Origin of the sequence: Streptomyces sp. NPDC091287 (assembly GCF_044768525.1) — a bacterium.
Classification (GTDB): Bacteria; Actinomycetota; Actinomycetes; order Streptomycetales; family Streptomycetaceae; genus Streptomyces.
This window is the reverse complement of the sequence record NZ_JBIVUV010000015.1, coordinates 134374-158438: the sequence shown is the minus strand read 5'-3', so window position 1 is coordinate 158438 and position 24065 is coordinate 134374. Positions and strand designations below refer to the sequence as shown.

The following is a 24065-nucleotide window of genomic DNA, read 5'->3' as shown; positions in this document are numbered from 1 at the left end:
GCACCGCCCGTCGCCGCTCCGGGGCGCCGGGCCCTTGGCCATCGAGGAGCAGCTGTGATGGACCCCCGACCGCAGGCGGCCACCGCCCGGATACGTTCCGACGTCGCGCACAACGCCCGTGTGTGGAACTACTGGCTGGGCGGCAAGGACAACTACCCGGTGGACCGGGCGGTGGGCGACCGGGTGACCGGGATGTACCCGAGCATCGGTGAAGTGGCCCGCGCGGACCGGGCGTTCCTCGGCCGTGTAGTGCGCCATCTGGCCGGCGACGTGGGCATCGACCAGTTCCTGGACATCGGCACCGGGCTGCCGACCGTGAACAACACCCACGAGATCGCCCAGCACACCGCGCCGCACGCGCGCATCGTCTACGTGGACAACGATCCGATCGTGCTGGCGCACGCCCGTGCCCTGCTGACCAGTTCGCTGGAGGGCGCGACCGAGTACGTCGACGCGGACGCGCACCGCCCCGAGCAGATCCTGCGGGCCGCCGAGCCCACCCTGGACCTGGGCCGGCCGGTCGCGGTGATGATGCTCGGCATCCTGAACTTCGTGCTGGACACGGACGAGGCGCGGTCCATCGTGCGGACGCTGATGGCGGCCGTGCCGTCGGGCAGCCACCTGGTGCTGACCCACCCGACGCTGGAGCTGGGCGGCGAGGGCAACGAGGCGGCGATGCGCTTCTGGAACGAGAACGCCACCCCGCCCATCACGGCCCGCAGCAGGGAGGAGTTCGCAGGTTTCCTGGACGGTCTGGAGATCCTGGAGCCGGGGATCGTCTCCTGCTCCCGCTGGCGTACGAACCCGCGGGAGCCGGAGGTCGCGCAGTTCGGGGTGGTGGCCCGGAAGCCCTGATGCGCTTCCCGGGCCTGTCGGCACGGCTGCGCGGGCCGCGGGCCGTCGACCTGTGGATCACGCTCGCGGTGCAGGCCGCAGTGACCATGCCGTTCGTCGTGCCGCGCGCACCGGACCTGCCGGAGGCGACCCGGGGCGCGTACGGTCTGACGACCCTGACCGTGCTGCCGCTGGCCGCCCGGCGTCTCGCACCGGTCGCCGTGCTGCTGGCGACGCTCGCAGGCGGCGCGCTGTACACGCTGGCCCTCGACGGTCCGGGCCAGCCGTTGCCGTACGCCGGACTGGTGACGTTCTACACGGTCGCCGAACTGTCCCCGCCGCGCAAACGGCTGGCGGTCGCGGTGCTGGTCGGCGCGGCGGTGTTCCCGTCGGTGGCCTGGAACACGGGCGAGGCGCGGGAGTTGCTGTTCTCGCTGTTCGTGTTCGGTGCCGCGTACGCCTTCGGGCGGCTCAACCACACCCGCAAAGCCTATGTGGCGGCGGTGGAGGACCGGGCGCTCCAGGCGGAGCTGGGTCGGCGGATCGAGGCGGAGCGGGCCGCGGCGCGCGAACGGGCCCGGATCGCACGGGAGATGCACGACATCCTCTCGCACGCGGTGAGCCTGATGATCGTGCAGGCGGAGGCCGGGCCGGTGGCGGTCCGGACCGCCCCCGAGCGTGCGGAGGCCGCGTTCGACGCGATCTCCGAGACGGGCCGGGACGCGATGGTGCAGCTGCGCCGGATGCTCGGGTTGCTGCGCGAGGACGGGCTCGGCCGGGCTCCCGCGCCCCGTTCGCCGCAGCCGGGGCTCGCGGAGCTGCCGGCTCTGCTGGCGCGGGTGCGCGGCGGCGGCCCGGAGGTCGTCATGACGACGACGGGGACGGTCCGCCCACTGCCGCAGGACACCGGGGCGACGGTGTACCGGATCGTGCAGGAGGCCCTGACGAACGTCGTCAAGCATGCGCGGGCCGACCGCGTGGAGGCGGAACTGAGCTATGGGGAGAACGAGTTGACGATCACGGTGCGGGACGACGGGCAGGGGCCCGGGACCACCCAGGGGCTCGGGCTGATCGGGATCCGGGAGCGGGCCGCCGCGCACGGCGGCACCGTGCGGGCCGGTGGTGGGCCCGGCGGGCGGGGCTTCGAGCTGGTCGTCGGGCTGCCGCTCGCGCCCGGGGCCGAAGGGGTGCGGACGTGACGGTCCGGGTGGTGGTCGCCGACGACCAGGAGCTGGTGCGCAGCGGTTTCGCGATGATCCTGGACGCCCAGCCCGGCATCGAGGTGGTGGCGGAGGCGGGGGACGGGGCGCAGGCCGTGGCGGCGGTGCGCCGGCTGCGGGCGGACGTGGCACTGCTGGACATCCGGATGCCGGTGCTGGACGGCATCGCGGCGTGCCGGGAGATCGCCGCCGAAGGGGGCTGCCGGACGGTCATGCTGACCACGTTCGACGCGGACGAGTACGTGTACGAGGCGCTGCACGCGGGTGCGAGCGGCTTTCTGCTCAAGGACGTGCGCCGGGACGATCTGGTGCACGCGGTGCGGGTGGTGGCCGCCGGGGAGTCGCTGGTCGCCCCGTCGGTGGCGCGGCGGCTGATCGCCGAGTACACCTCGCGCCCGGCGGGCCGGCCCGCGCCGCCGGCCGACCGGCTGGAAGTCCTGACCGTCCGGGAGCGGGAGACCCTGCTGCACCTGGCGCGGGGCCTGTCCAACGCGGAGATCGCGGCGGCGCTCGTGGTGAGCGAGCACACGGTGAAGACCCATGTGAGCAATGTGCTGTCCAAGCTGGGGCTGCGCGACCGCATCCAGGCCGTCATCTGCGCCTACGAGACCGGGCTCGTGGCTCCCTCGGCCGGGTGAGCCACCGGCGCTCGCTCCCCCGGCCGAGGGAGCGAGATCCCCGCCGAGGACCGCCCGGGCGGGTGATCCGCTATGACCAACGGGCCAACAGAATGAAGTCCACCAGCAGTTGACGACATTCTCTCCCTTGGAGGCATCCGGTGAACAGATCCGTCCGCACACTCCTGGCCACCGCCCTGGTCCTCGGCATCACCTGCGGGGCGGCCGGGCCCGTGTCCGCGAGCGCCCCCGCCGACGCCGCTCCGGGCTCCCGCCCGGTGGCCTCCGGCGCACCCCGGAGCCAGGACGCTCCGGACGCCCGGGCCCTGCGCGCGGCGATCGACGGCCTCCCGCGCCAGGACGCCGTCGCCGCGCTCGTCCGGGTCGGCGGCACCGGCGGGTCGTGGCGCGGCAGCGCCGGAGTGCGTGATCTGCCCTCGGGCCGGCCGGCGGATCCGGCGGCCCGCTTCCGCGCCGGATCGGTGACCAAGGTGTTCACGGCGGCCACGGTGCTGCAACTGGCGGGCGAGCGGAAGCTGTCCTTGGACCGCACCGCCCGGCACTATCTGCCGGACCTGATCCCGGCCGCGTACGGGGAGGTGACCGTGCGCCAGTTGCTCGACCACACCAGCGGGATACCCGCCGCGGACCTGCCGGGCACGAACCTGGAGGAGTGGTACGCACACCGCTTCGACGTCCACACCCCGCGCTCCATGGTGGCCTCCGCCACGGCGAAGGAGCGGGAGTTCGCGCCGGGCGTCAGCCAGCACTACCTCAACATCAACTACACGGTCCTGGGGCTGCTGATCGAGCGCGTCACCGGGCACGCGTACGCGCAAGAGGTGTCGGACCGGATCCTGCGCCCGCTCGGCCTGCGGTCCACGTACTTCCCCGGCTCGGACCCCACCATCCGCGGCCCGCACAACCGGGGCTACCAGGTATTCGCGACGCCGGACGGGGGCACAGAACTGCGGGATGTCACGGTGTGGGGGCCGACCGACGGGTGGGCGGCCGGGGACATCATCTCGACCACCGCCGATCTGGAGCGCTTCGCCACCGCCCTGTTCGGCGGGCGGGTGGTGCGCGGGCCGCTGCTGGAGGAGATGTTCACGCTGCCAGACGCCTCGGTGCGCACCTACGGCTCCGGGGAGCCGGCGCGGTTCAGCGCCGGTCTCTCCGTGTTCACCCTGGGCGGCCGCCAGGTGTGGGGCAAGACGGGCGGCCGCTGGGGATACAACGCGGTGGTGGCGGCCACCCGCGACCTCTCCCGCACACTCGTCTACAGCGTCGGCGCGACGGACGCGAAGGGGAAGGACGCGAACGCCACGGCGATGGGCATCGTGGTGGCCGCCTTCGGAGCGCCGCCCGCCGCGTGAGCCGGACGCGGCCTCGCGACGGCCGACGGCCCGAAAGGTGTCCGGCCGATCGCGTCCGGACGGGCCGTGGGCGTCAAGCGCTCGCCGGCACGGGCGCCGGGGCCGCGGTGGCCGCCTGCTCCAGTGCCTCCAGGCGTTTGATCATGCGGCGGACGATCAGCAGCGGGATGACGCCGAAGACCCCGAAGGACATGTCGATCAGGCTCCACCAGAACGGGATGTCGCGGATCGGGCCGCAGATCAGGGCGAGCGGGATGATCCCGGCGCAGGCGATCATGCCGAACTCGATGACCCAGATGTTGCGGACCGGGTCGCGGTAGGGGCCGTAGAAGGCGACCGCGATGACCAGGTGGGCGAAGGCCAGCCAGTCGGTGCCGTACAGCATGAAGGGCTGCTCGCGGTCGACGGTGTCGAGCCCTTCGCGGACCCGGGTGATCCACTCCATCAGTCCGGGAAGATGCTCGGGGACCGGGGAGGCCGAGGCGCCCAGCAGCTCCTCGGCCCAGCGGAGTTCGGTGACGAGCGGGAAAGCCGTGAGCCCGCTCAGCACCAGAGAGACGATGAAGAACACCAACCACCTGCGTATACGCCGCGTGAGGGCGTGTCGCTCGCTCATGTCCGCAGCGTACGCCCGTGTTTACCACCCCTTTACGGCACCCCTGTTAAGGCTTCACAAGCCGACGATGGAGTTCCACTTCTTGGCGAACCCCATCCGCTCCTCGGACGTGATGTCGCGGGCGATGGCGAGCCGCTCGCGCATCGCACCGTCGGGGAAGATCAGCGGATCCTCGGCGAGCGCGGCCGTCTCCTCGTCCTTCGAGGAGGCCAGGACGTCCCGGGCGGCGGGCACGGGACAGACGTAGTTGACCCAGGCGGCGAGTTCGGCGGCGACCTCGGGGTCGTAGTAATGGTCGATCAGCCGCTCGGCGTTGCGCTTGTGGCGGGCGAGGTTGGGGATCATCAGGGACTCCGCCCACAGTTCGGCGCCCTCCTCGGGGACGACGAACTCGATGTCGGGGTTGTCGGCCTGGAGCTGGATGACGTCGCCGGAGTACGCCTGGCAGGCGAGCACGTCGCCGGTGGCGAGGTCCTTGATGTAGTCGTTGCCGGTGAAGCGGCGGATGTGCTTCGAGCGGACCCGCTTCTCCGTCTGCTCGCAGATCTCGTGGAAGTCGTCGGCCGTCCAGCGGGTGATGTCGACGCCGTTGCCCTGCATGAGCAGCGCGAACGACTCGTCGAGCCCGGAGAGCAGGGTGACCCGGCCCCGGAGGTCGTCCGCCCACAGGTCGTCGGTGGACCGGATCTCGCGGCCGAGCTTCTTGCGGTTGTAGGCGATGCCGGTGATCCCGGACTGCCAGGGGACGCTGTGAAGCCGCCCCTCGTCGAAGGCGGGCTCACGCAGCAGCGGGTCGAGGTACTCGGCGACGTTGGGCTGCCTCGCGCGGTCCATCTCCTGGACCCAGCCGAGCCGGACGAAGCGGGCGGCCATCCAGTCGCTGATGACGATCAGGTCCCGGCCGGTCTCCTGGTGGTTCATCAGCGCGGGGCTGATCTTCCCGAAGAACTCGTCGTTGTCGTTGATCTCCTCGGTGTACGTGACGGAGATCCCGGTCCGTTGCGAGAAGGCGTCCAGGGTGGGCCGCTTCGACTCGTTGTCGTCATCGGTGTCGATGTAGAGCGGCCAGTTGGCGAAGTGCAGGGTCTGGTCGGTGGCGGAGCTGTCGCGGCCGGCCCGGTCGCCGGGCTCGACGAAGGCGGCGGGCACCCCGCAGCCGGCCAGGGTGGCGCCGGCCGCTCCCGCCCCGAGGGCGCGCAGCAGGGAACGGCGGGACATGGGGTTCTTCCTGATCGCTCGCACCCGCGCAGAATGCCGGTCGGCGGCCGCGCGGACAATGGACCAAGCGTCCAGCGGGGCGGGCCCGCCCCGCACACCTTGTACAGACCCGCCCGCACACCTTGTACAGAGGGGAACGGAAACGGCCCCGGGCCGGAGCCCGGGGCCGTACACCGCGTCAACGAGAGGGTCAGTCCTCGATGGACGTCATGACGTGCTTGATGCGGGTGTAGTCCTCGAAGCCGTAGGCGGAGAGGTCCTTGCCGTAGCCGGACTTCTTGAATCCGCCGTGCGGCATCTCGGCGACCAGCGGAATGTGGGTGTTGATCCACACGCAGCCGAAGTCGAGGTTCTTGGACATGCGCATGGCGCGGGAGTGGTTCGTCGTCCACACCGAGGAGGCGAGCGCGTAGTCGACGCCGTTGGCGTACTCGACGGCTTGCTTCTCGTCGGTGAAGGACTGGACGGTGATGACGGGTCCGAAGACCTCGTTCTGGATGATCTCGTCGTCCTGCTTCAGGCCGGAGACGACGGTCGGGGCGTAGAAGTAGCCCTTGTCGCCGACCCGGTGGCCGCCCGCCTCGACCTTGGCGTGGGCGGGGAGCCGCTCGATGAAGCCGCTCACCTGCTTCAGCTGGTTGGCGTTGTTGAGCGGGCCGTACGCCACGTCCTCGTCGTCCGGCTGCCCGGTCTTCGTGTCGGCGGCGGCCTTGGCGAGCTCGGTGACGAACGCGTCGTGGATCGACTCGTGGACCAGGACGCGGGTGGCGGCCGTACAGTCCTGGCCTGCGTTGAAGAAGCCCGCCTCGGAGACGCCCGCGACGGTCTTGGCGATGTCGGCGTCGTCGAAGACCACGACGGGCGCCTTGCCGCCGAGCTCCAGGTGGACGCGCTTGACGTCCTTGGCCGCGGACTCGGCGACCTGCATGCCGGCCCGTACCGAACCGGTGATGGAGGCCATCGCCGGGGTCGGGTGCTCGACCATGGCGCGGCCGGTGTCCCGGTCGCCGCACAGGACGTTGAAGACGCCCTTGGGCAGGATCTGCCCGATGATCTCGGCCATCAGCACGGTCGACGCCGGGGTGGTGTCGGACGGCTTGATGACGACCGTGTTGCCCGCGGCGAGCGCCGGGGCGAACTTCCAGACGGCCATCATCATCGGGTAGTTCCACGGCGCGACCTGGGCGCAGACACCGACCGGCTCGCGGCGGATGATGGAGGTCAGACCCTCCATGTACTCGCCGGCCGAGCGGCCTTCGAGGAGTCGTGCGGCCCCGGCGAAGAAGCGGATCTGGTCCACCATCGGCGGGATCTCTTCGCTGCGGGTCAGACCGAGCGGCTTGCCGGTGTTCTCCGACTCGGCGGCGATCAGGTCCTCGGCCCGCTCCTCGAACGCGTCCGCGATCTTCAGCAGGGCCTTCTGGCGCTCGGCGGGCGTGGTGTCGCGCCAAGCGGGGAAGGCCGCGGCGGCGGCCTCCATGGCGGCATCGACGTCGGCCTGACCGGAGAGCGGCGAGGTCGCGTAGACCTCTTCCGTCACCGGGCTGACCACATCGATGGTCCGCCCGTCCGCGGCGTCCCGGAACTCTCCGTTGATGTAGTTGCGCAGACGGCGCACCTCGGTGGTCACAACCACCCCTCCTGTCGGCTGTCCGATGGGTGAGATGTCCACCCTAATCGTTCCGGTGACGCTTTCGACATACCCACCCGCCCCCAACTTCGGATTCAGTCAGATCCAGGCACGCAGACAACGAATTTCATCGATCTGGGGTTGCGAGACAGACGAGGAGCGGTGCATGGTGGGTGCGTGGCCAGTCGCAGCGCAGACTCCAGGACCGGGAACGGATCACCGCCAGCGGTCGATGCCGTCTCCCTCGCAATCATCGAGCAGCTCCAGGAGGACGGACGGCGTCCGTACGCCGCGATCGGCAAGGCCGTCGGCCTCTCCGAAGCGGCTGTGCGCCAGCGCGTCCAGAAGCTGCTCGACCAGGGCGTGATGCAGATCGTCGCCGTCACGGACCCGCTCACCGTGGGATTCCGGCGCCAGGCGATGGTCGGCATCAATGTCGAGGGCGACCTCGACCCGGTGGCCGAAGCCCTGTCGGCCATGGCCGAGTGCGAGTACGTGGTCATGACCGCGGGCTCCTTCGACCTGATGGTGGAGATCGTCTGCGAGGACGACGACCACCTGCTGGAGATGATCAACAAACGCATCCGGACCCTTCCCGGAGTGCGCTCCACCGAGAGCTTTGTTTACCTCAAGCTCAAGAAGCAGACCTATATGTGGGGAACCCGATAGCCGTGAGCAAGGACCTCAGCCGAACCGCGTACGACCACCTGTGGATGCACTTCACCCGCATGTCGGACTACGAGAACGCGCCCGTTCCCACCATCGTGCGTGGCGAGGGAACGTACATCTTCGACGACAAGGGCAAGCGCTACCTGGACGGTCTCTCCGGCCTGTTCGTGGTCAACGCCGGTCACGGTCGTCACGAGCTCGCCGAGACGGCGTACAAGCAGGCCCAGGAGCTCGCCTTCTTCCCGGTGTGGTCCTACGCCCACCCGAAGGCCGTCGAGCTGGCCGAGCGTCTCGCCGACTACGCCCCGGGCGACCTCAACAAGGTCTTCTTCACCACCGGTGGTGGCGAGGCCGTCGAGACCGCCTGGAAGCTTGCCAAGCAGTACTTCAAGCTCAAGGGCAAGCCGACCAAGTACAAGGTCATCTCGCGTGCCGTCGCCTACCACGGCACCCCGCAGGGCGCGCTGTCCATCACCGGCCTCCCGGCCCTGAAGGCCCCCTTCGAGCCGCTGGTCCCCGGCGCGCACAAGGTGCCGAACACCAACATCTACCGCGCCCCGCTCTTCGGCGACGACCCGGTGGCCTTCGGCCGCTGGGCCGCCGACCAGATCGAGCAGGAGATCCTCTTCGAGGGCCCCGAGACCGTCGCGGCCGTCTTCCTGGAGCCCGTGCAGAACGCGGGCGGCTGCTTCCCGCCGCCGCCCGGCTACTTCCAGCGGGTCCGCGAGATCTGCGACAAGTACGACGTGCTGCTCGTCTCCGACGAGGTCATCTGCGCCTTCGGCCGGCTCGGCACCATCTTCGCGTGCGACAAGTTCGGCTATGTGCCGGACATGATCACCTGCGCGAAGGGCATGACCTCGGGCTACTCCCCGATCGGCGCCTGCATCGTGTCGGACCGGATCGCGGAGCCGTTCTACGAGGGCGGCAACACCTTCCTGCACGGCTACACCTTCGGCGGCCACCCGGTCTCCGCCGCGGTGGGCATCGCCAACCTCGACATCTTCGAGCGCGAGAACCTCACCCAGCACGTCCTCGACAACGAGAACGCCTTCCTGACGACGCTGCAGAAGCTCCACGACCTGCCGATCGTCGGCGACGTCCGCGGCAACGGGTTCTTCTACGGCATCGAGCTGGTGAAGGACAAGGCCACCAAGGAGACGTTCACCGACGAGGAGACCGAGCGCGTCCTGTACGGCTTCCTCTCCAAGGCGCTGTACGACAACGGCCTGTACTGCCGGGCCGACGACCGCGGCGACCCGGTCATCCAGCTCGCCCCGCCGCTGATCTCCGACCAGTCGACGTTCGACGAGATCGAGGGCATCCTGCGGGCCGTGCTCACGGAGGCCTGGACGAAGCTCTGACCGACACCAGGTCCCCCGGCTGATCGCCCACCGGCGGTCATTTCATACGGTTCTCCGGCCCGGATACACCCCTTCGAGTGACAAGGGGCGTATCCGGGCCGCGTGCTGTGCGCCCGCACCGGTCCGACTATCTACGGTGCCGAGTGACCGATCGGCCGCGTCTTCGTTCCCCCGTACGGGGGACGGGAAATCTGACCTGAACCGAGGTGTACGCCATGGTGGCCCCGCCGGACAACGACGTGATCTGGGCGCGTTCCCTGCACCACTCCCACAACGGATCGCCCGGTCTCGGCGGTGTCTCCCTCGGTGTCCGGGACGCCGAGATCCTCGCTGTGACCGGACCGCGCGGCAGCGGGAAGACCACGCTGCTGCACTGCCTCTCGGGCCGGCTGGTGCCCCAGCAGGGCGAGGTCTGGTTCAACAGCGTCCCCGTCCACACCATGGCCCCCCGGGTCCGCGAACAGCTGCGCCGGGAGCGCTTCGGCTGGATCGCCTCCGATCCGGAGCTGGTCCCGGAGCTGACCGTCTGGGAGAACACCGCGCTGCCCCTGCTGCTGCGCGGCGTCTCGCACCGGGCCGCCCGGAAGACCGCCACCGAGTGGCTGGAGCGCCTGGACATCGCCGCCTTCGCCCGGAAGCGGCCGCACGCCCTGCTCCAGGCGCAGCGCCAGCGGATCTCCGTGGCGCGGGCCCTGGCCGCACAGCCGACCGTGATCTTCGCCGACGAGCCCACCGCGACCCTGCACCGCACGGACGGTACCCAGGTGCTGCGCACCCTCACCACGGCGGCCCGCTCGCACGGCATCACCGTCGTGCTGGCCACGCACGACGCCGAGGTCGCCGCGCTCGCCGACCGGGCCGTCCCGCTGCTGGACGGCCGCTGCGTCGCCACCGGTCCCGTGCCCGCGAAACCGGAAGCGGAGGGCCGCGCGGCGTGCTCGCTCTCCGTCTAGCCCGCGGGTCCCATCCCCTCGTCCTGGTCCGGCGACTGCTGGTGGCCGCCGCCTCGGCCGGCGTCGGGTTCCTCCTCCTGTGCGCCCTCGGGTACGCCGCCGCGCACCCGGCCTCCGCCGGTTCGGTGCTGCGGCTCCTGTGGTGCTTCGTCCCGCTCGCCGCCACCGTGCAGTTCGCCGTGGCGGTGGCCCGGACCGACCCGAGCACCCGGCCCCGGCCGGGCCTCTCCTCCGTGGGCCTCGGCCCGGTCCGGCTGTCCGCGCTGGCCGCGGTCTCCACCGCCGTCTCCACCACGCTCGGCTCCATGCTGGCCCTGCTCTTCTTCCTGCATCTGCGTGGCGATCTCACCGGGATGCCGTTCGACGGAGGCGCCGCGGAGTTCCTCGGCGCGGGCAGTCCGCTGCCGCTGGCCGCCGCCCTGATGCTGCTGGCGCTCGTACCGGTCGCCGCGTCGACGGCGAGCGCGCTGGCGCTGCGGTCACGGCCCGACCCGGCCCGGGACACCTTCGGCTCCGAGGAACTGCCGGAGCCCGCGCCGGCCCCGGCCGGCCTCCCCTGGGGCGTGGCACTGACGGCTGCCGGACTCGCGGTCGAGGCGATCGCGTCACGGGGTGCGGCGGGGAGCGCGTTTCCGCTGCCCGGACGGTACGACTCCACCCCGGTGGCGGTACTGATCGGGTGGACGCTCACGGCGGTCGGCCTGGCGATGGCGGGGCCGAGCCTGACCCATCTGTGCGGGCGGGCGCTGCAGGCCGTGCGCCCCGGTGCCGTACGGCTGCTGGCCGGGCGGGTCCTGATGGACGAGGCGCGCCGGATCGGCCGCCCGCTCGGGGTCGTCTGCGCGGTGCTGTCCGCGGCGATCGCCGCTTCGGCGCTGTACGGGGGTGACGAGCGCCCGTACGGCCCGCTCACCGCACTCGGCGCGCTGCTGGTCCTCGGCTGTACGACGGCGACGCTGCTGACCTCGGCGCTGGAGGCCAAGCACGCCCGCGCCCACACGGTCGAGGCGCTGCTCAGGATGGGGGCTCCGGCCGCCACGCTGCGCCGGGCGACGGCGCTGCGGGCGGGCGCGCTGCTGGCCCTGTTCGCCCCGCTGACGTGGGTGATCGCGCAGTTGGCGGCGCTTCCGCTGACGAAGTGAACCGCCGGCGGTTCCCTACCGGAGGTTCGGGGACGGGAGCCCCGGCCGGCTCAGGGATGGGTGGCGAGGCGGGCGGCCAGGGCGTCGAAGAAGGCCTCCCAGCCGTCCTCCGCCGCCGCGTACTGCTCGGGGGTGAGGTTGCCGCCGCGCTGCTGGAAGGCCAGTTCGGTGGTCCCGTCGCCGAGGTCGCTGAAGGTGACGGTGACGATCTCGCCCTCGGCGTCCTCCGGCGCGGAGGCGTCCTTGAGCGTGAGGACGAGACCGTCGGGTTCGCTCACCTCGCGGTAGATCCCGTGGAAGGGCATCTCCACGCCCGGCATCACGATGACCAGGCTCCACGCGCCGCCGGGCCGTACGTCCATCGCCACCCGGTCCAGGGGGACGTCCGCTTCGCCCCCGTACCAGGCGGCGAAGTCCTCCGGTGAGGTCCAGGCGGCGAAGACGCGCTGCTGGGGGGCGTGCAGGACGCGGGTGAGGTCGATGCCCTCGCGGGTGCCACCGGTCATGATCACGGTCCTTGTCCGATCCGGCCGTCCCACGCGGCCGGATCGCCGGGCGCGGGATTGTCCGCCTCCAGCTTGCCCGGCCCGCCGCCCCCCTGCCACGCCGGTCAGGGGGTCAGCAGTCCCGCCAGGGTGTCGTACGTCCTCTCCCACCCCCACGCCTCGCGGACCCACGCCCGGCCCTTCTCCCCCATCGCCGCGGCTGCCGCCGGGTCCCGCAGCAGGGCGACGAGCCGGTCCGCGACGGCGGCGACGTCGCGCCCGTCGACCACGTGTCCCGTCTCCCCGTCCCGTACGGTGTCCGGCGCGCCGCCCGAGTCGCCGACGAGGACCGGCAGCCCGGAGGCGGCGGCCTCCAGGAAGACGATGCCCAGCCCCTCCACCTCCAGGCCCCGCCTGCGGGTGCGGCACGGCATGGCGAAGACGTCGCAGGCCTCGTAGTGCTCCGGCATCGCCGCGTGCGGCTGCCCGCCCGCGAGGACCACCGCGTCCGCGACCCCGGTGTCCGCGGCGAGCCGGCGCAGGGGCCGGGCGTAGGGCCCGTCGCCGGTCAGCAGGAGTACGGCGTCGGGCACCGCGCGCCGTACGGCGGGCAGGGCACGGATCAGGGTGTCCTGGCCCTTGCGCGGGACGAGCCGCGCCGCGCAGAGGATCACGGGCCGCCCGCCCAGGCCGTACCGCTCGCGGACGCCGCCCGCCGGAGGGCGTACGCCGTCGCACGCCCCGGCCCGTACGGCGTCGCGCGCCCCTTCCCGTACGGCGTCGCGCGCCCCTTCCCGTACGCGGAACGCCTCCGCGTCCACCCCAGGCGCCAGGCGCACCATGCGGCGGGCGGCGGCGGGGCCGAGTGCGGCGGCGATGGGCGCGCGGGTCGCCTCGCCCAGGTAGGTCACGGTGTCGGTGCGGTCGCCGATCCGCCGGAGCAGGGCCCTGGCCCCGGGCGTGCGGGCCCACCACACCTCGTGCCCGTGCGTCGTCGCCACGGCCCGCCGCACCCCGCTCTCCCGGCGCAGCCGGCCCGCCAGCAGCCCGAGCGGTGCGGCGGCCCCGAACCAGACACCGTCGCAGCCGTGGTGGCGGGCGATCTCCACCGCGCGGGCGGCGACACGCGGGACCGGGAGCAGGGTGCGGGCCGGGTCGCGGACCACGGGGTGGGGCAGGGCGGCGTCGTGGGCGGTCGCCCCGGGTTCGGCGGAGGTGTAGACGACCACGGAGTCCGTGGGGAACCGGCTGGTCATGGCATGGACGAAGGTCTCGATGCCGCCCTGGCGCGGCGGGAAGTCATTGGTCACCACGAGGGTGCGGCGGCGCGTCATCGGGAGGCCTGCTTCCGTCGGCGTACGGCTTCGGGTACGAGTTCACGCACCCGTTCTCGTATGCGGAGGGGGTGGGCGGGCGGCTGCCGGGCGAGGGCCCAGGCCGCGAGGACCAGCGGGTGCACCAGATAGCCGAACCGGGTCGCGGGCATGAAGGCGATGGCCAGGAGCAGTCCGAGGGCGAGCCGCGCGGCGGCGGCCGACGCCGTCGTGGGGGGTCGGACGAGCAGGGAGAGGGCGAGGAGCAGGGCGCTCACCCCGAGCAGCAGGAGAGTCAGGGTCCGGCCGCCGGGGACCTGGGTGGCGAGCAGATGGCCGGGGAACGGGCTGGCGGCGGACGAGACCGCTCCGGTGAGCCCGAGGGGGAAGTCGACGACATGGGTCCGGAAGGCTCCCGGGGCGCGCAGTGCGGCGGGCAGGACGAGCGCGGCGGCGGTGAGCACGGCGACGAGCCCGCAGCGCAGGGCGGCGCGGCTCCCCCGGCGGCCGTCGCCGGAGGCCGTGGCGAGCAGGGCGAGGGCCACCGGCACCGCCGGCCACGCGGTCCACTTGAGGGTGGCGGCCAGACCGAGCGCCAGCCCGGCCCGGCCGGGCCGCCCCTGCCCCGCCCCGGCCAGCCCCAGGCACATCAGCCCGGCCACCGGCAGATCGACGCCGCCGACCGCGAGCGGCAGCGCCACCAGGGGGCAGGCGGCGAGCCACCGGGGCGCCTCCCGGCGGGCCCCCGCCGGGAGGGCGAGGGCGAACGCGCCGAGGAAGGCGGCGCCCATCCACAGCCGGGGGTCGGTGAACGGCCCGGGCCCGGCCACCGCCTCCGGGATCCCGAAGGCCGCCATGCCCGGGAGGTACGGGTTGAAGTCCTCGGGCACGGTGGGCCGTTCGAGGTAGGGCGTGCCATCGGAGAGCAGGAGCCCCGCCGAGCGGGCGACGACGTCGACCTCCAACTGCGCCCGGTCCACGGCGAGAAGCACCAGCAGGGGCAGCAGCACCGCGCCGGATACGGCGACCGCCCCGGCCGTACGGGGGCTCCGCCCACGGGCCGCGAGCACCGCGGCGGCCGTGTAGCCGAGTGTCGCGGCGGCTCCCCAGACCCGGTGCGGGCCGAGCGAGGAGAAGATCCCGAGCGCCAGGGCGGTCGCCGCGCAGAACGCCCACCAGGCCGCGTCGCCGGGCAGCGCGGGACGGTCCCGGTGCAGGTCGGGAGGGGCGGGGAGCGCGAAAGTGGCCATGCGTCCGAGGCTAGGAACGGGCCGTTCACGGAACGTCACACCACCGTCCGGTCCTTGAGGTCAACCCGTGGCATGAGACGGCGCCGCGAATTCCACCCCTGCTCCGATGCGCCGGCCCGACGGGTGACGAAGAATCTCCGTATGACGCGCACCGTCCCGCCGCCGGACCGCCCGGCCACCACCACCGCTACCGCTACCGCCCCCGCCAGCGCCGACGTCCTGCCGGCGGACCGGGGCATCCGGCGACGGCTGCGGCACTGGACGGCGGAGCCCGCGTACGCCTGGCTGACCGGAGCCGCGCTGACGCTCTTCGCGGTCGTGGAGCTGGCCGTCGTACCGGGTTCGGCGATCACGGCCTTCGGGGTGCTGGTCTGCACGGCCTCGCTGGCCCTGCGGGCGACGCGGCCCGCCGTGGGGTTCCTGACCGTGGGCGCGGCCCTCCTCAGCTTCGCGACGGACGGCAACATGGCGTACGCGACCATCGCCGGCTCCCTGATCGGCTGCTACACGCTCGGGCGGCACCGGGTTCAGCATCCGGCGGTGCTCGTCCTGGCCGGTTCGCTGGCCGCGTTGGCCGTCAATCTGGTGCACATCGACCGGTGGGCCCGGGACGGCTCCCCCGGGCTGCCCGCGCTCCAGGGCACGGACCGGTTCAGTCTGGGGCTGTACGCCGAGACGCTGGTGCTGACGGTGATGGTCCTGGGCGCGGTGAGCACGGGCGACGCGGTGCGGGCGCGCGAGGAGACCCGGCACACCCGGGCCGCCGCGCAGTCCCGGCTGCTGGCGATGGAGCGACGGCAGGCGGCCGAGGCGGAACGGGCCTCGATCGCACGGGAGTTGCACGACATGATCGCCCACTCGGTGTCGGTGATCGCGGTGCGCGCCGAGAGCGCCACGTACACGACGCCGGACCTCTCGCCCCCGGCACGGGACGCCTTCCAGGAGATCGCGGGGACGGCCCGGGCCTCGATGGCGGAGCTGCGGCGGCTGCTCGGGGTGCTGCGGACGGGTGACGGCGGCGCAACGGCCCCGCTCACCGCCCCGCAGCCCTCGCTGGCCGGTCTCGACGACCTCCTCGATCAGCACCGGGCGGTGGGCGGCGCGGCCGAACTGCGGGTCACCGGCGAGCGGGCGCCGTTGCCCGCGTCCTGGGAGCTGTCGGCGTACCGAATCGTCCAGGAGGCCCTGACGAACGCCCGACGGCATGCGCCGGGTGCGCACACCGTCGTGGAACTCCACTACCGTCCGGGCCTGTTGACGGTCCGCGCGTCGGACGACGGGCCGGGTCCAGCCCCCTCCGGTAGCTCCGGGCGGCAGGGGCACGGCCTGGTGGGCATGGCCGAACGGGCCGCCCTGCTCGGCGGGGGACTCACCACCGGCCGGGGCCCGGCCGGCGGATTCCTCGTGGAGGCGGAACTGCCGTGGTGATCCGGGTGCTGGTGGCCGACGACCAGGCGGTCGTGCGGACGGCGTTCTCCGGGCTGCTGAACACCCAGGACGACATCGACGTGGTCGGAGAGGCGGAGGACGGCGAACAGGCCGTGCTCAGGGCGGCCGAACTACGGCCCGATGTGGCGTTGTTGGACATCCGCATGCCCAGGCTCAGCGGCATCGACGCGGCGCGCGGGATCGTCGCTGCGTCGGGCGGGGCGACGAGGGCACTGATGCTGACGACGTTCGGCCTGGACGAGTACGTGTACGACGCCCTGACCGCCGGAGCCAGCGGCTTCCTGCTCAAGGACGCGACCTTCCCCGAACTGCTGCACGCGGTACGGGTGGTGGCGGACGGGCACGCCCTGCTGGCTCCCGAGATCACCGGGCGGCTCATCGCGGAGTTCACCCGGCAGCGGGTCAGCGCTCCCCCGCCGCGCTCGATCGACGGGCTGACCGCGCGCGAGGCGGAGGTGCTCGTCCTGATCGCGCGGGGCCTGTCCAACGCGGCCATCGCCGACCGGCTGACCATCACCGACCACACGGTGAAGACCCACATCAACCGGCTGTTCGCGAAGATGGAACTGCGGGACCGGGCGCAGGCGGTCATCCTGGCGTACGAACTGGGGCTGGTGGTGGCAGGGACGCAGGCTCCCTGAGCCCTTGGGGAGTGTCGTCAAACTGCCGCCTGCCGGGCGACGACGGCAGTTTGACGACAGGCCCTAGGGAGTGTCCGCGAAGTATCGTCGTCCGCCCTCTGGGCGGGGCCCGCGGCGTCTGGTGCGTGCTCTCGCAAGGCGCCGGAGTGTCCTAGTAGCGGAGCTACTCGGGCATTTCGGCAACGCCGCGAGAGTGCGTGCCAGGCGTCGTGGGCCAGACGAGACTTTGCGGACACGACCTAGGAGGCGCCCTCCTCGGGAACGTCCGCCCCGGCCGCCAGCACCACCGTCTCGGCGGCGTCGAAGCGTACGCCCACGACCGCACCCTCCTCCGGGGTGTCCCGCAGGGCGCACTCGGCCTCCAGCACCGGCGCGTTCTCGGGCGTCAGGCGTACGGTCACGTGGTTCCCCCGGAAGGTGCGGACGCCGACCGTGCAGCGCAGGCCGTCCTCGGGAGCGCCGATCAGGACCCCGGCGGGCCGGACCAGCAGATCCACCTCGCCCTGCGGGGAGTCCTCGGGAACCGGGACCTTGCCCCAGGCGGTGGCGGCGGCCCGGCCGGTCACGGTCGCCCCGGTGACGTTGTCGAAGCCCAGGAAGCGGGCGACGAACGCCGAGGCGGGCCGCTGCCAGACGTCCAGCGGGCTGCCCTCCTGCGCGATCCGGCCGTCCCGCATCACGACGACCTGGTCGGCGAGGGCGAACGCCTCGCCCTGGTCGTGCGTGACGGCCAGCACGGTGGTGCCCAACTCCTGGAAGAGGGCACGCAGTTCGACGACGAGGCGTTCGCGGAGGCTGCGGTCGAGCTGGCCGAGCGGCTCGTCCAGCATCAGGAGCTTCGGGCGCGGGGCCAGCGCGCGGGCCAGGGCGACGCGCTGCTGCTCACCGCCGGACAGCGCGGCGACCGCGCGGCGTTCGGCCCCGGGCAGACCGACCAGCTCCAGCAGCTCGCGGACCCGGTGCTCGGTCTCGACCCGCCCGACGCCGTGCATCCGGAGCCCGAAAGCGACGTTGGCGCCGACGTCCCGGTGCGGGAAGAGCTGGTGGTCCTGGAACATCAGACCGAGGCCGCGCCGGTGCACCGGGACGCCGCTCTGGTCCTCGCCGGCCAGCAGGACCCGGCCGCCGTCCATGGGCTGGAGCCCGGCGACGGCCCTGAGCAGAGTGGACTTCCCGCTGCCGCTGGGGCCGAGCAGGCAGACGATCCGGTGGTCGGCGACCTCCAGGTCGACCGCGTCCAGCGCCGTCCGCTTCCCGAACCGCACGGTGGCTTCCCGCAAGCTCAGCATGTCGTTCAGAACTCCCCGGATCGGTCGGTGCGGATACGTTCGAGGAGCAGCAGCGACACCGCGCACACCAGCATCAGGATCGTGCTGAGGGCCATCGCCTGCCCGTAGTTGAGCTCCCCCGACCGGCCCAGCAGCCGGGCCACGGCGACCGGCAGGGTCGGGTTGTCCGGCCGCGCGATGAAGACCGTCGCGCCGAACTCCCCGAGGGAGACGGCGAAGGCGAAACCCGCCGCGACCAGCACCGCCCGCCGCACCAGGGGCAGATCGACCTCCCGCCACGCCCGCAGCGGGGAGGCCCCCAGCACAGCGGCGGCCTCCCGCAGCCGGTCGTCGACCGCGCGTAGTACGGGCAGCATGGTCCGTACGACGAAGGGGACGCCGACCAGCGCCTGGGCCAGCGGGACCAGGATCCAGGAGGTGCGCAGGTCGAGCGGCGGCTCGTCCAGGGTGATCAGGAAGCCGAAGCCGACGGTGACGGCGGACACCCCGAGCGGCAGCATCAGCAGCGCGTCGAAGCCGCGGACCAGCGGCCCGGCCCGCCGGGTCAGGGCCGCCGCCGCGAGCCCGCCGACGACGAGCGCGATGAGCGTCGCGACGAGCGCGTACCGCAGGGAGTTGCCGACGGCCTCCAGCGGCGGGACCAGGAAGGTGGAGGAGCCACCGGAGCCGGCCGACTGGAGGGCCCGGTAGTAGCCGAAGCCGTACCCGCCGGAACCGCCGGCTCCGTCGAAGGAGCGCTCCACCAGCACCCCGAGCGGCAGCAGGATCAGCAGCAGCGCGGTGAGGAGGACACCGCCGAGCAGCGCCCACTGTCCGGGGCCGCGCGGCCGGCGGGAGGTCTGCGCCGGGTCGACGAGCTTCAGCGCCCGCTCCCGGCGGCGTACGGTCGCGGCGTGGACGGCCAGGATCGCGCCGACCGCGGCGAACTGCACCAGGGTCAGTACGGCGGCCGTCGGCAGGTCCAGCAGCTGCGCGGTCTGCCGGTAGATCTCCACCTCCAGGGTGGAGTAGGCGGGTCCGCCGAGGATCTGTACGACGCCGAAGGAGGTGAAGGTGAAGAGGAAGACCATCAGCGCGGCGGCGGCGACGGCCGGGGCGAGCGCGGGCAGCGTCACCCGCCGGAAGGCGGCGAACCGTCCGGCGCCGAGCACCCGGGCGACCTCCTCCTGCCGGGGGTCCAGCTGGGACCAGAGCCCGCCCACCGTCCGTACGACCACGGCGTAGTTGAAGAAGACGTGGGCCAGCAGGATCGCCCACACGGTGGTGTCGAGGCGGACGCCCCACCGTTCGTCGAGGAGCCCGCCCCGCCCCAGCAGCGCCAGGAACGCGGTGCCGACGACGACGGTGGGCAGCACGAACGGCACCGTGACGACCGCCCGCAGCAGTTGCTTGCCGGGGAAGTCGAACCGGGCGAAGACATACGCCCCGGGCAGGGCGATCAGCAGAGTGAGCGCGGTCGATGCGAGGGCCTGCCAGGTGGTGAACCAGAGGACGTCGAGGATGTCCGGGCGGGCCAGCACCTCGCCGATCCGCCCGAACTGCCAGTCGCCTCCCGCCTTGAGCCCGCGGCCGACGATCGCGGTCACGGGATAGGCGAAGAACAGCGCGAAGAACGCGACGGGCACGGCCATCAGGCCGAGCCGCAGCGCGGCCCCGCGCCGCCCGGGCCGGTGCCGTTCCCGGGCGGCCCCGGCGGTCTTCGCCCCGGGCTCTACTTCAGGACCAGCGACTGCCACGACTGGATCCACTGCTCACGGTTGGCGGTGATCTTCTCGGGTGCGACGGTGGGAGGCGTGTCGATCTTCTCGCCGAACTTCGTGAACAGCTCGGGAAGGGTCGCGTCCTTCACGACCGGGTTCACGAACATGTTCAGCGGCATGTCCTCCTGGAACGTCTTGCTGATCATGAAGTCCAGCAGTGCCTTGCCGCCCGCCTCGTTCTTCGCCCCGGTCAGCAGTCCCGCGTACTCGGTCTGCCGGAAGCAGGTGCCGGTGGCGACCCCGGTGGGCGCCTCCTTCGGCTGCGGGTCGGCGTAGAGCACCTCGACGGGCGGGCTGGAGGCGTAGCTGACGACGAGCGGCCGGTCGGCGTTGGCCTTCTTGCCGCCCGCGGAGCCGGAGAACTCCTCGTTGTACGCCTGCTCCCAGCCGTCGACGACCTTGACGCCGTTGGCCTTCAGCTTCTTCCAGTACGCCTCGTAGCCGTCCTCGCCCTGGGCGGCGATGGTGCCGAGGAGGAAACCGAGGCCGGGCGAGGAGCTGGCGGCGTTCTCGGTGACGAGGAGGTTCTTGTACGCGGGCTTCAGCAGGTCGTCGAAGGTCTTCGGCGGCGCGAGCTTCTTGTCGGCGAAGTACTTCTTGTCGTAGTTGACGCAGATGTCGCCGGTGTCGACGGGCGTGACCCGCCTCTTCTCGTCCGTCTGCGTGTCCGCCGCGACCGTGTCCAGGCCCTTGGCCTCGTACGCGGTGAACAGGCCGTTGTCGAGGGCGCGGGAGAGCAGGGTGTTGTCGACGCCGAAGAAGACGTCGCCGCGCGGGGAGCCCTTGGTCAGGATCTCCTGGTTGAGCGCGGCCCCGGCGTCGCCGCTCTTGAGGATCTCGACCTTGTAGCCGGTCTCCTTCGTGAACGCCTTCAGCACCTTGTCCGAGACGTTGAAGGAGTCGTGGCTGACCAGGGTCACGGTCTTGGAGCCGGGGCCCTTGGACTCCCCGGAGCCGGCGGAACCCTCGTCGCCGCAGCCCGCGAGCACGGTGACGCCGAGAGCGGCGGCGAGCGCGGTCGCCGCGTACTTCGTGGTGGTGTTCATGTGATTCCTCCTGGAGATGACCAGGAAGAGACGCGGCCCCGCCCGCGGTCCGGCGAACCGGAAGCGGGCAGGGCGCAACAGCTTGAGTAAGGTCCGAACTTCCTACCCGGAATGACCCGGGCGAGGTTCAGAGGGTCTGCGGCCAACCTGTCCTTGGTGCCGCACTCTCAGCGCTGTGGCGCTCCCCTGTCGGAATATGAAGTTGATTTCGAGCCCAGGCTACACCGGCGGATTTCGGCCGCCCGTCCGGGCGAGGCCAAGGGCTGCGGGAGAGCCCTCAGCGCTCGGAGGCCGCCAGCTGCCCGCAGGCCCCGTCGATCTCCTGACCGCGGGTGTCCCGGACGGTGACGGGCACGCCGTGGGCGGCGATGGCCTCGACGAAGGCCTTCTCGTCCTCGGGCCGCGAGGCGGTCCACTTCGAGCCGGGCGTGGGGTTCAGCGGGATCAGGTTGACGTGCACCCGCTTGCCCTTGAGCAGCCGGCCGAGCCGGTCGCCCCGCCAGGCCTGGTCGTTGATGTCGCGGATCAGGGCGTACTCGATGGAGATCCGGCGGCCGGACTTATCGGCGTACTCCCAGGCGGCGTCCAGCACCTCGCGGACGTTCCACCGGGTGTTGACGGGGACCAGGGTGTCGCGCAGCTCGTCGTCCGGGGCGTGCAGCGAGACGGCGAGACGGCACTTGAAGCCCTCGTCGGCGAAGCGCAGCATGGCCGGGACGAGACCCACGGTGGAGACGGTGATCCCGCGCTGCGAGAGGCCGAGACCGTCCGGCTCCGGGTCGGTGAGACGGCGGATCGCGCCGACCACGCGGTTGTAGTTGGCGAGCGGCTCGCCCATGCCCATGAAGACGATGTTGGACAGCCGCGCGGGCCCGCCGGGCACCTCGCCGTCGCGCAGGGCGCGCATGCCGTCGACGATCTGGTGCACGATCTCGGCGGTCGACAGATTGCGGTCGAGGCCGGCCTGCCCGGTGGCGCAGAAGGGGCAGTTCATACCGCAGCCGGCCTGCGAGGAGATGCACATCGTGACGCGGTCGGGGTAGCGCATCAGGACGGACTCGACGAGCGTCCCGTCGTGCAGCTTCCACAGGGTCTTGCGCGTGGTGTCGTCGTCGCAGCTGATGTGCCGCATCACGGACATCAGCTCGGGGAACAGCGCCTCGGCCAGCTTCTCCCGCGATCCGGCCGGGATGTTCGTCCACTCGGCCGGATCGTGCGCGTACCGCGCGAAGTAGTGCTGCGAGAGCTGCTGGGCGCGGAACGGCTTCTCACCGGTCGCGGCGACCGCTTCCTTGCGCTCGGCGGGCGTGAGGTCGGCGATGTGCCGCGGCGGCTTCTTGGATCCGCGGGGCGCGACGAAAGTGAGTTCTCCGGGCTTAGGCATGGTTCATCCAGTGTCGCAGACAGACGGGTGAGGGCCCGCCGCCCTGTGGGCGACGGACCCTCACTCGTGAAACGTGCAGGTGGGAAAGGGTGCCGGGATGCCGAGGCGGTCAGCCGGAGCCGACGAACAGCACCAGCAGCAGCCAGACGACCGGCGCAGTCGGCAGGAGCGAGTCCAGCCGGTCCATGATGCCGCCGTGGCCGGGGAGCAGGGTGCCCATGTCCTTGATCCCGAGGTCCCGCTTGATCATGGACTCGCCCAGGTCGCCGAGGGTGGCGCTGGCCGCGACCGCGAGGCCGAGCAGCAGTCCCTGCCACCAGGCGCCCTCGTCGATCAGGAACTCCATGCACAGCGCGCCGGCGACCATCGCGAAGGCGACCGCTCCGAGCAGGCCCTCGCGGGTCTTGCCGGGGCTGATGCGGGGGGCGAGCTTGTGCGTGCCGAAGCGCCAGCCGACCGCGTACGCCCCCGTGTCGCTGACCACGGTGAGGACCAGGAAGGTCAGGACCCGCCACGACCCGTCGTCCGCCGTCAGCATCAGGGCGACGAAGGTGGCCAGGAAGGGTACGTAGAACGCCGCGAAGACCCCGGCCGTGACGTCCTTGAGATACCCGTCCGGCGGCTCGGTCATCCGCCAGACCAGCACCGCGAGGGCGGTCAGGGCCATCGCGATCCAGGCGCCCTCGGGCCCTCGCGCGTAACCCGCGACGACCATCGCGGCTCCGCCGACGGCCAACGGCACCAGGGGCGCCTTGATGCCCTTGCGTTCCTGGAGGCGGGAGGTCAGCTCCCAGAGGCCGACGACGACCGCGGCCACTATCACGCCGATGAAAGCGGCCTTCACGATGAACAGCGAGACGCCGATGACGGCGCCGAGACCCACGCCCACCCCTATGGCGGCGCGCAGATCACGCCCCGCGCGCTTCTTCTGCGGGGGCGGCAGCGGGGTGGACATGGGCTCCTGCGGCTTCTCGTCACGGAACAGGGGGCCGCTGACGTGAGCGGCTTCCCTGTCCCGGTCGTCGCGGCTCTGTGCGTCTCTACCTGCGTCGGGAACGTCCGGCACGTTGGGCATGGGCCGAGTCTGCTGGGCGCCATGCACATCGTGGGCAGGACCCGCCGGGGCAGCCCTCATCTCGGGCGTGCCCCAGTGACCGGCTCCTTGCGGGGCACCCCAGGAAGAGTCGTTCATCAGACTTCGAGCAGCTCGGCTTCCTTGTGCTTGAGCAGCTCGTCCACCTGCGCGACGTACTTCGCGGTGGTGTCGTCGAGCTCCTTCTCCGCGCGGCGCACCTCGTCCTCGCCGGACTCCTTGTCCTTGACGAGCTTGTCGAGGGTCTCCTTGGCCTTGCGGCGGATGGAGCGGATCGAGATCTTGGAGTCCTCGGCCTTGGTCTTGGCGACCTTGATGTACTCCTTGCGGCGGTCCTGGGTGAGCTCGGGGAACGTCACCCGGATGATATTGCCGTCGTTGCTCGGGTTGACGCCGAGGTCGGAGTCGCGGATCGCCTGCTCGATGTTGCGCAGCGCGGTCTTGTCGAACGGCGTCACGACGGCCATCCGCGCCTCGGGAACCGAGAACGAGGCCAGCTGGTTGATCGGGGTCAGCGCGCCGTAGTAGTCGGCGACGATCTTGTTGAACATCGCCGGGTGCGCGCGGCCGGTACGGATCGCGGCGAAGTCCTCTTTCGCGACGACAACGGCCTTCTCCATCTTCTCCTCGGCCTCGAGGAGGATTTCTTCGATCACCACGTGCTCCTGCGTGTCTTGGGTGGGCCCGGCGTCGTCATCGCCTGGCCCTGCGGGTCC

At 72.0% G+C, this 24065-nt stretch carries 22 protein-coding genes and 1 riboswitch; of the genes, 10 read left to right on the top strand and 12 right to left on the bottom strand.

The genetic code is table 11. From position 1 onward, the window contains the following. Positions 1-57 precede the first annotated feature (57 nt). The 4 genes from ACIQRW_RS25385 to ACIQRW_RS25370 all read left to right on the top strand — a co-directional run bounded on the left by ACIQRW_RS25385 (position 58) and on the right by ACIQRW_RS25370 (position 4047). Positions 58-855, top strand: a complete 798-nt coding sequence (locus ACIQRW_RS25385; protein ID WP_403764286.1) for an SAM-dependent methyltransferase — start codon at positions 58-60, stop codon at positions 853-855. After that, the gene (locus tag ACIQRW_RS25380) at positions 855-2033 is read left to right on the top strand and encodes a sensor histidine kinase (RefSeq protein WP_403764284.1); all 1179 of its coding nucleotides are present in this window, start codon (positions 855-857) and stop codon (positions 2031-2033) included. Before ACIQRW_RS25385 ends, ACIQRW_RS25380 begins: the two co-directional genes overlap by 1 nt. Next, complete coding sequence (locus tag ACIQRW_RS25375) at positions 2030-2692, top strand: response regulator (protein WP_403764282.1); 663 nt, start codon at positions 2030-2032, stop codon at positions 2690-2692. Before ACIQRW_RS25380 ends, ACIQRW_RS25375 begins: the two co-directional genes overlap by 4 nt. Positions 2693-2832: 140 nt before the next feature. Next, positions 2833-4047: a serine hydrolase domain-containing protein gene (locus ACIQRW_RS25370; protein ID WP_403764280.1), complete on the top strand. Its 1215-nt coding sequence runs from the start codon at positions 2833-2835 to the stop codon at positions 4045-4047. A gap of 73 nt (positions 4048-4120) precedes the next feature. On the opposite strand, the gene ACIQRW_RS25365 is transcribed toward ACIQRW_RS25370, so the two are convergent. From ACIQRW_RS25365 to ACIQRW_RS25355, 3 genes are all read right to left on the bottom strand, one after another. After that, entirely contained in the window at positions 4121-4663 is a 543-nt protein-coding gene (locus ACIQRW_RS25365) for a hypothetical protein (protein WP_403764278.1), read from the bottom strand. 54 nt (positions 4664-4717) lie between these two features. Further along, positions 4718-5881: a spermidine/putrescine ABC transporter substrate-binding protein gene (locus tag ACIQRW_RS25360; RefSeq protein ID WP_403764276.1), complete on the bottom strand. Its 1164-nt coding sequence runs from the start codon at positions 5879-5881 to the stop codon at positions 4718-4720. Positions 5882-6071: 190 nt separating this feature from the next. After that, complete coding sequence (locus ACIQRW_RS25355) at positions 6072-7511, bottom strand: gamma-aminobutyraldehyde dehydrogenase (RefSeq protein ID WP_403764274.1); 1440 nt, start codon at positions 7509-7511, stop codon at positions 6072-6074. A gap of 177 nt (positions 7512-7688) precedes the next feature. On the opposite strand from ACIQRW_RS25355, the gene ACIQRW_RS25350 reads away from it, so the two are divergent. The 4 genes from ACIQRW_RS25350 to ACIQRW_RS25335 all read left to right on the top strand — a co-directional run bounded on the left by ACIQRW_RS25350 (position 7689) and on the right by ACIQRW_RS25335 (position 11639). After that, positions 7689-8180, top strand: a complete 492-nt coding sequence (locus ACIQRW_RS25350; RefSeq protein ID WP_007452460.1) for an Lrp/AsnC family transcriptional regulator — start codon at positions 7689-7691, stop codon at positions 8178-8180. Further along, positions 8165-9544: an aspartate aminotransferase family protein gene (locus ACIQRW_RS25345; RefSeq protein ID WP_403764272.1), complete on the top strand. Its 1380-nt coding sequence runs from the start codon at positions 8165-8167 to the stop codon at positions 9542-9544. Before ACIQRW_RS25350 ends, ACIQRW_RS25345 begins: the two co-directional genes overlap by 16 nt. A gap of 215 nt (positions 9545-9759) precedes the next feature. After that, positions 9760-10497, top strand: coding sequence for an ABC transporter ATP-binding protein (locus tag ACIQRW_RS25340; protein WP_403764270.1), 738 nt, complete (start codon positions 9760-9762; stop codon positions 10495-10497). Then, positions 10479-11639, top strand: coding sequence for a hypothetical protein (locus tag ACIQRW_RS25335; RefSeq protein WP_403764268.1), 1161 nt, complete (start codon positions 10479-10481; stop codon positions 11637-11639). Before ACIQRW_RS25340 ends, ACIQRW_RS25335 begins: the two co-directional genes overlap by 19 nt. 50 nt (positions 11640-11689) lie before the next feature. Here ACIQRW_RS25335 and ACIQRW_RS25330 read toward each other — a convergent pair whose 3' ends face one another. The 3 genes from ACIQRW_RS25330 to ACIQRW_RS25320 form a co-directional block, all read right to left on the bottom strand. Continuing rightward, positions 11690-12145: an SRPBCC domain-containing protein gene (locus ACIQRW_RS25330; RefSeq protein WP_018960709.1), complete on the bottom strand. Its 456-nt coding sequence runs from the start codon at positions 12143-12145 to the stop codon at positions 11690-11692. A 104-nt stretch (positions 12146-12249) separates the two neighbouring features. Continuing rightward, complete coding sequence (locus ACIQRW_RS25325; RefSeq protein ID WP_403764266.1) at positions 12250-13458, bottom strand: glycosyltransferase family 4 protein; 1209 nt, start codon at positions 13456-13458, stop codon at positions 12250-12252. Next, complete coding sequence (locus tag ACIQRW_RS25320; protein WP_403764264.1) at positions 13455-14687, bottom strand: glycosyltransferase 87 family protein; 1233 nt, start codon at positions 14685-14687, stop codon at positions 13455-13457. The genes ACIQRW_RS25325 and ACIQRW_RS25320 overlap by 4 nt, the downstream gene beginning before the upstream one ends. Positions 14688-14828: 141 nt before the next feature. Here ACIQRW_RS25320 and ACIQRW_RS25315 point away from each other — a divergent pair, with 141 nt between their 5' ends. Beyond that, positions 14829-16115, top strand: coding sequence for a sensor histidine kinase (locus ACIQRW_RS25315; RefSeq protein ID WP_403764262.1), 1287 nt, complete (start codon positions 14829-14831; stop codon positions 16113-16115). Further along, positions 16109-16777 (top strand): response regulator, encoded by a 669-nt coding sequence (locus tag ACIQRW_RS25310; protein WP_403764260.1) that lies wholly within the window; start codon positions 16109-16111, stop codon positions 16775-16777. The genes ACIQRW_RS25315 and ACIQRW_RS25310 overlap by 7 nt, the downstream gene beginning before the upstream one ends. A gap of 239 nt (positions 16778-17016) precedes the next feature. Here the strand turns inward: ACIQRW_RS25310 and ACIQRW_RS25305 are convergent, their stop codons facing one another. The 6 genes from ACIQRW_RS25305 to frr form a co-directional block, all read right to left on the bottom strand. Further along, complete coding sequence (locus tag ACIQRW_RS25305) at positions 17017-18066, bottom strand: ABC transporter ATP-binding protein (protein ID WP_403764258.1); 1050 nt, start codon at positions 18064-18066, stop codon at positions 17017-17019. A 5-nt stretch (positions 18067-18071) separates the two neighbouring features. Further along, entirely contained in the window at positions 18072-19697 is a 1626-nt protein-coding gene (locus tag ACIQRW_RS25300; RefSeq protein WP_403764421.1) for an ABC transporter permease, read from the bottom strand. Between the two features lie 80 nt (positions 19698-19777). Continuing rightward, on the bottom strand, positions 19778-20872 hold the full coding sequence (locus ACIQRW_RS25295; protein WP_403764256.1) for a thiamine ABC transporter substrate binding subunit: 1095 nt from the start codon (positions 20870-20872) through the stop codon (positions 19778-19780). Between the two features lie 81 nt (positions 20873-20953). Beyond that, a riboswitch (TPP riboswitch) is annotated at positions 20954-21070 on the bottom strand. 79 nt (positions 21071-21149) lie between these two features. Next, positions 21150-22256, bottom strand: coding sequence for a 23S rRNA (adenine(2503)-C(2))-methyltransferase RlmN (gene rlmN, locus ACIQRW_RS25290; RefSeq protein ID WP_403764254.1), 1107 nt, complete (start codon positions 22254-22256; stop codon positions 21150-21152). Between the two features lie 109 nt (positions 22257-22365). Further along, complete coding sequence (locus ACIQRW_RS25285) at positions 22366-23448, bottom strand: phosphatidate cytidylyltransferase (protein ID WP_403764252.1); 1083 nt, start codon at positions 23446-23448, stop codon at positions 22366-22368. After that, positions 23448-24005, bottom strand: a complete 558-nt coding sequence (gene frr / locus ACIQRW_RS25280; RefSeq protein ID WP_018960718.1) for a ribosome recycling factor — start codon at positions 24003-24005, stop codon at positions 23448-23450. The genes ACIQRW_RS25285 and frr overlap by 1 nt, the downstream gene beginning before the upstream one ends. Positions 24006-24065 lie beyond the last annotated feature (60 nt).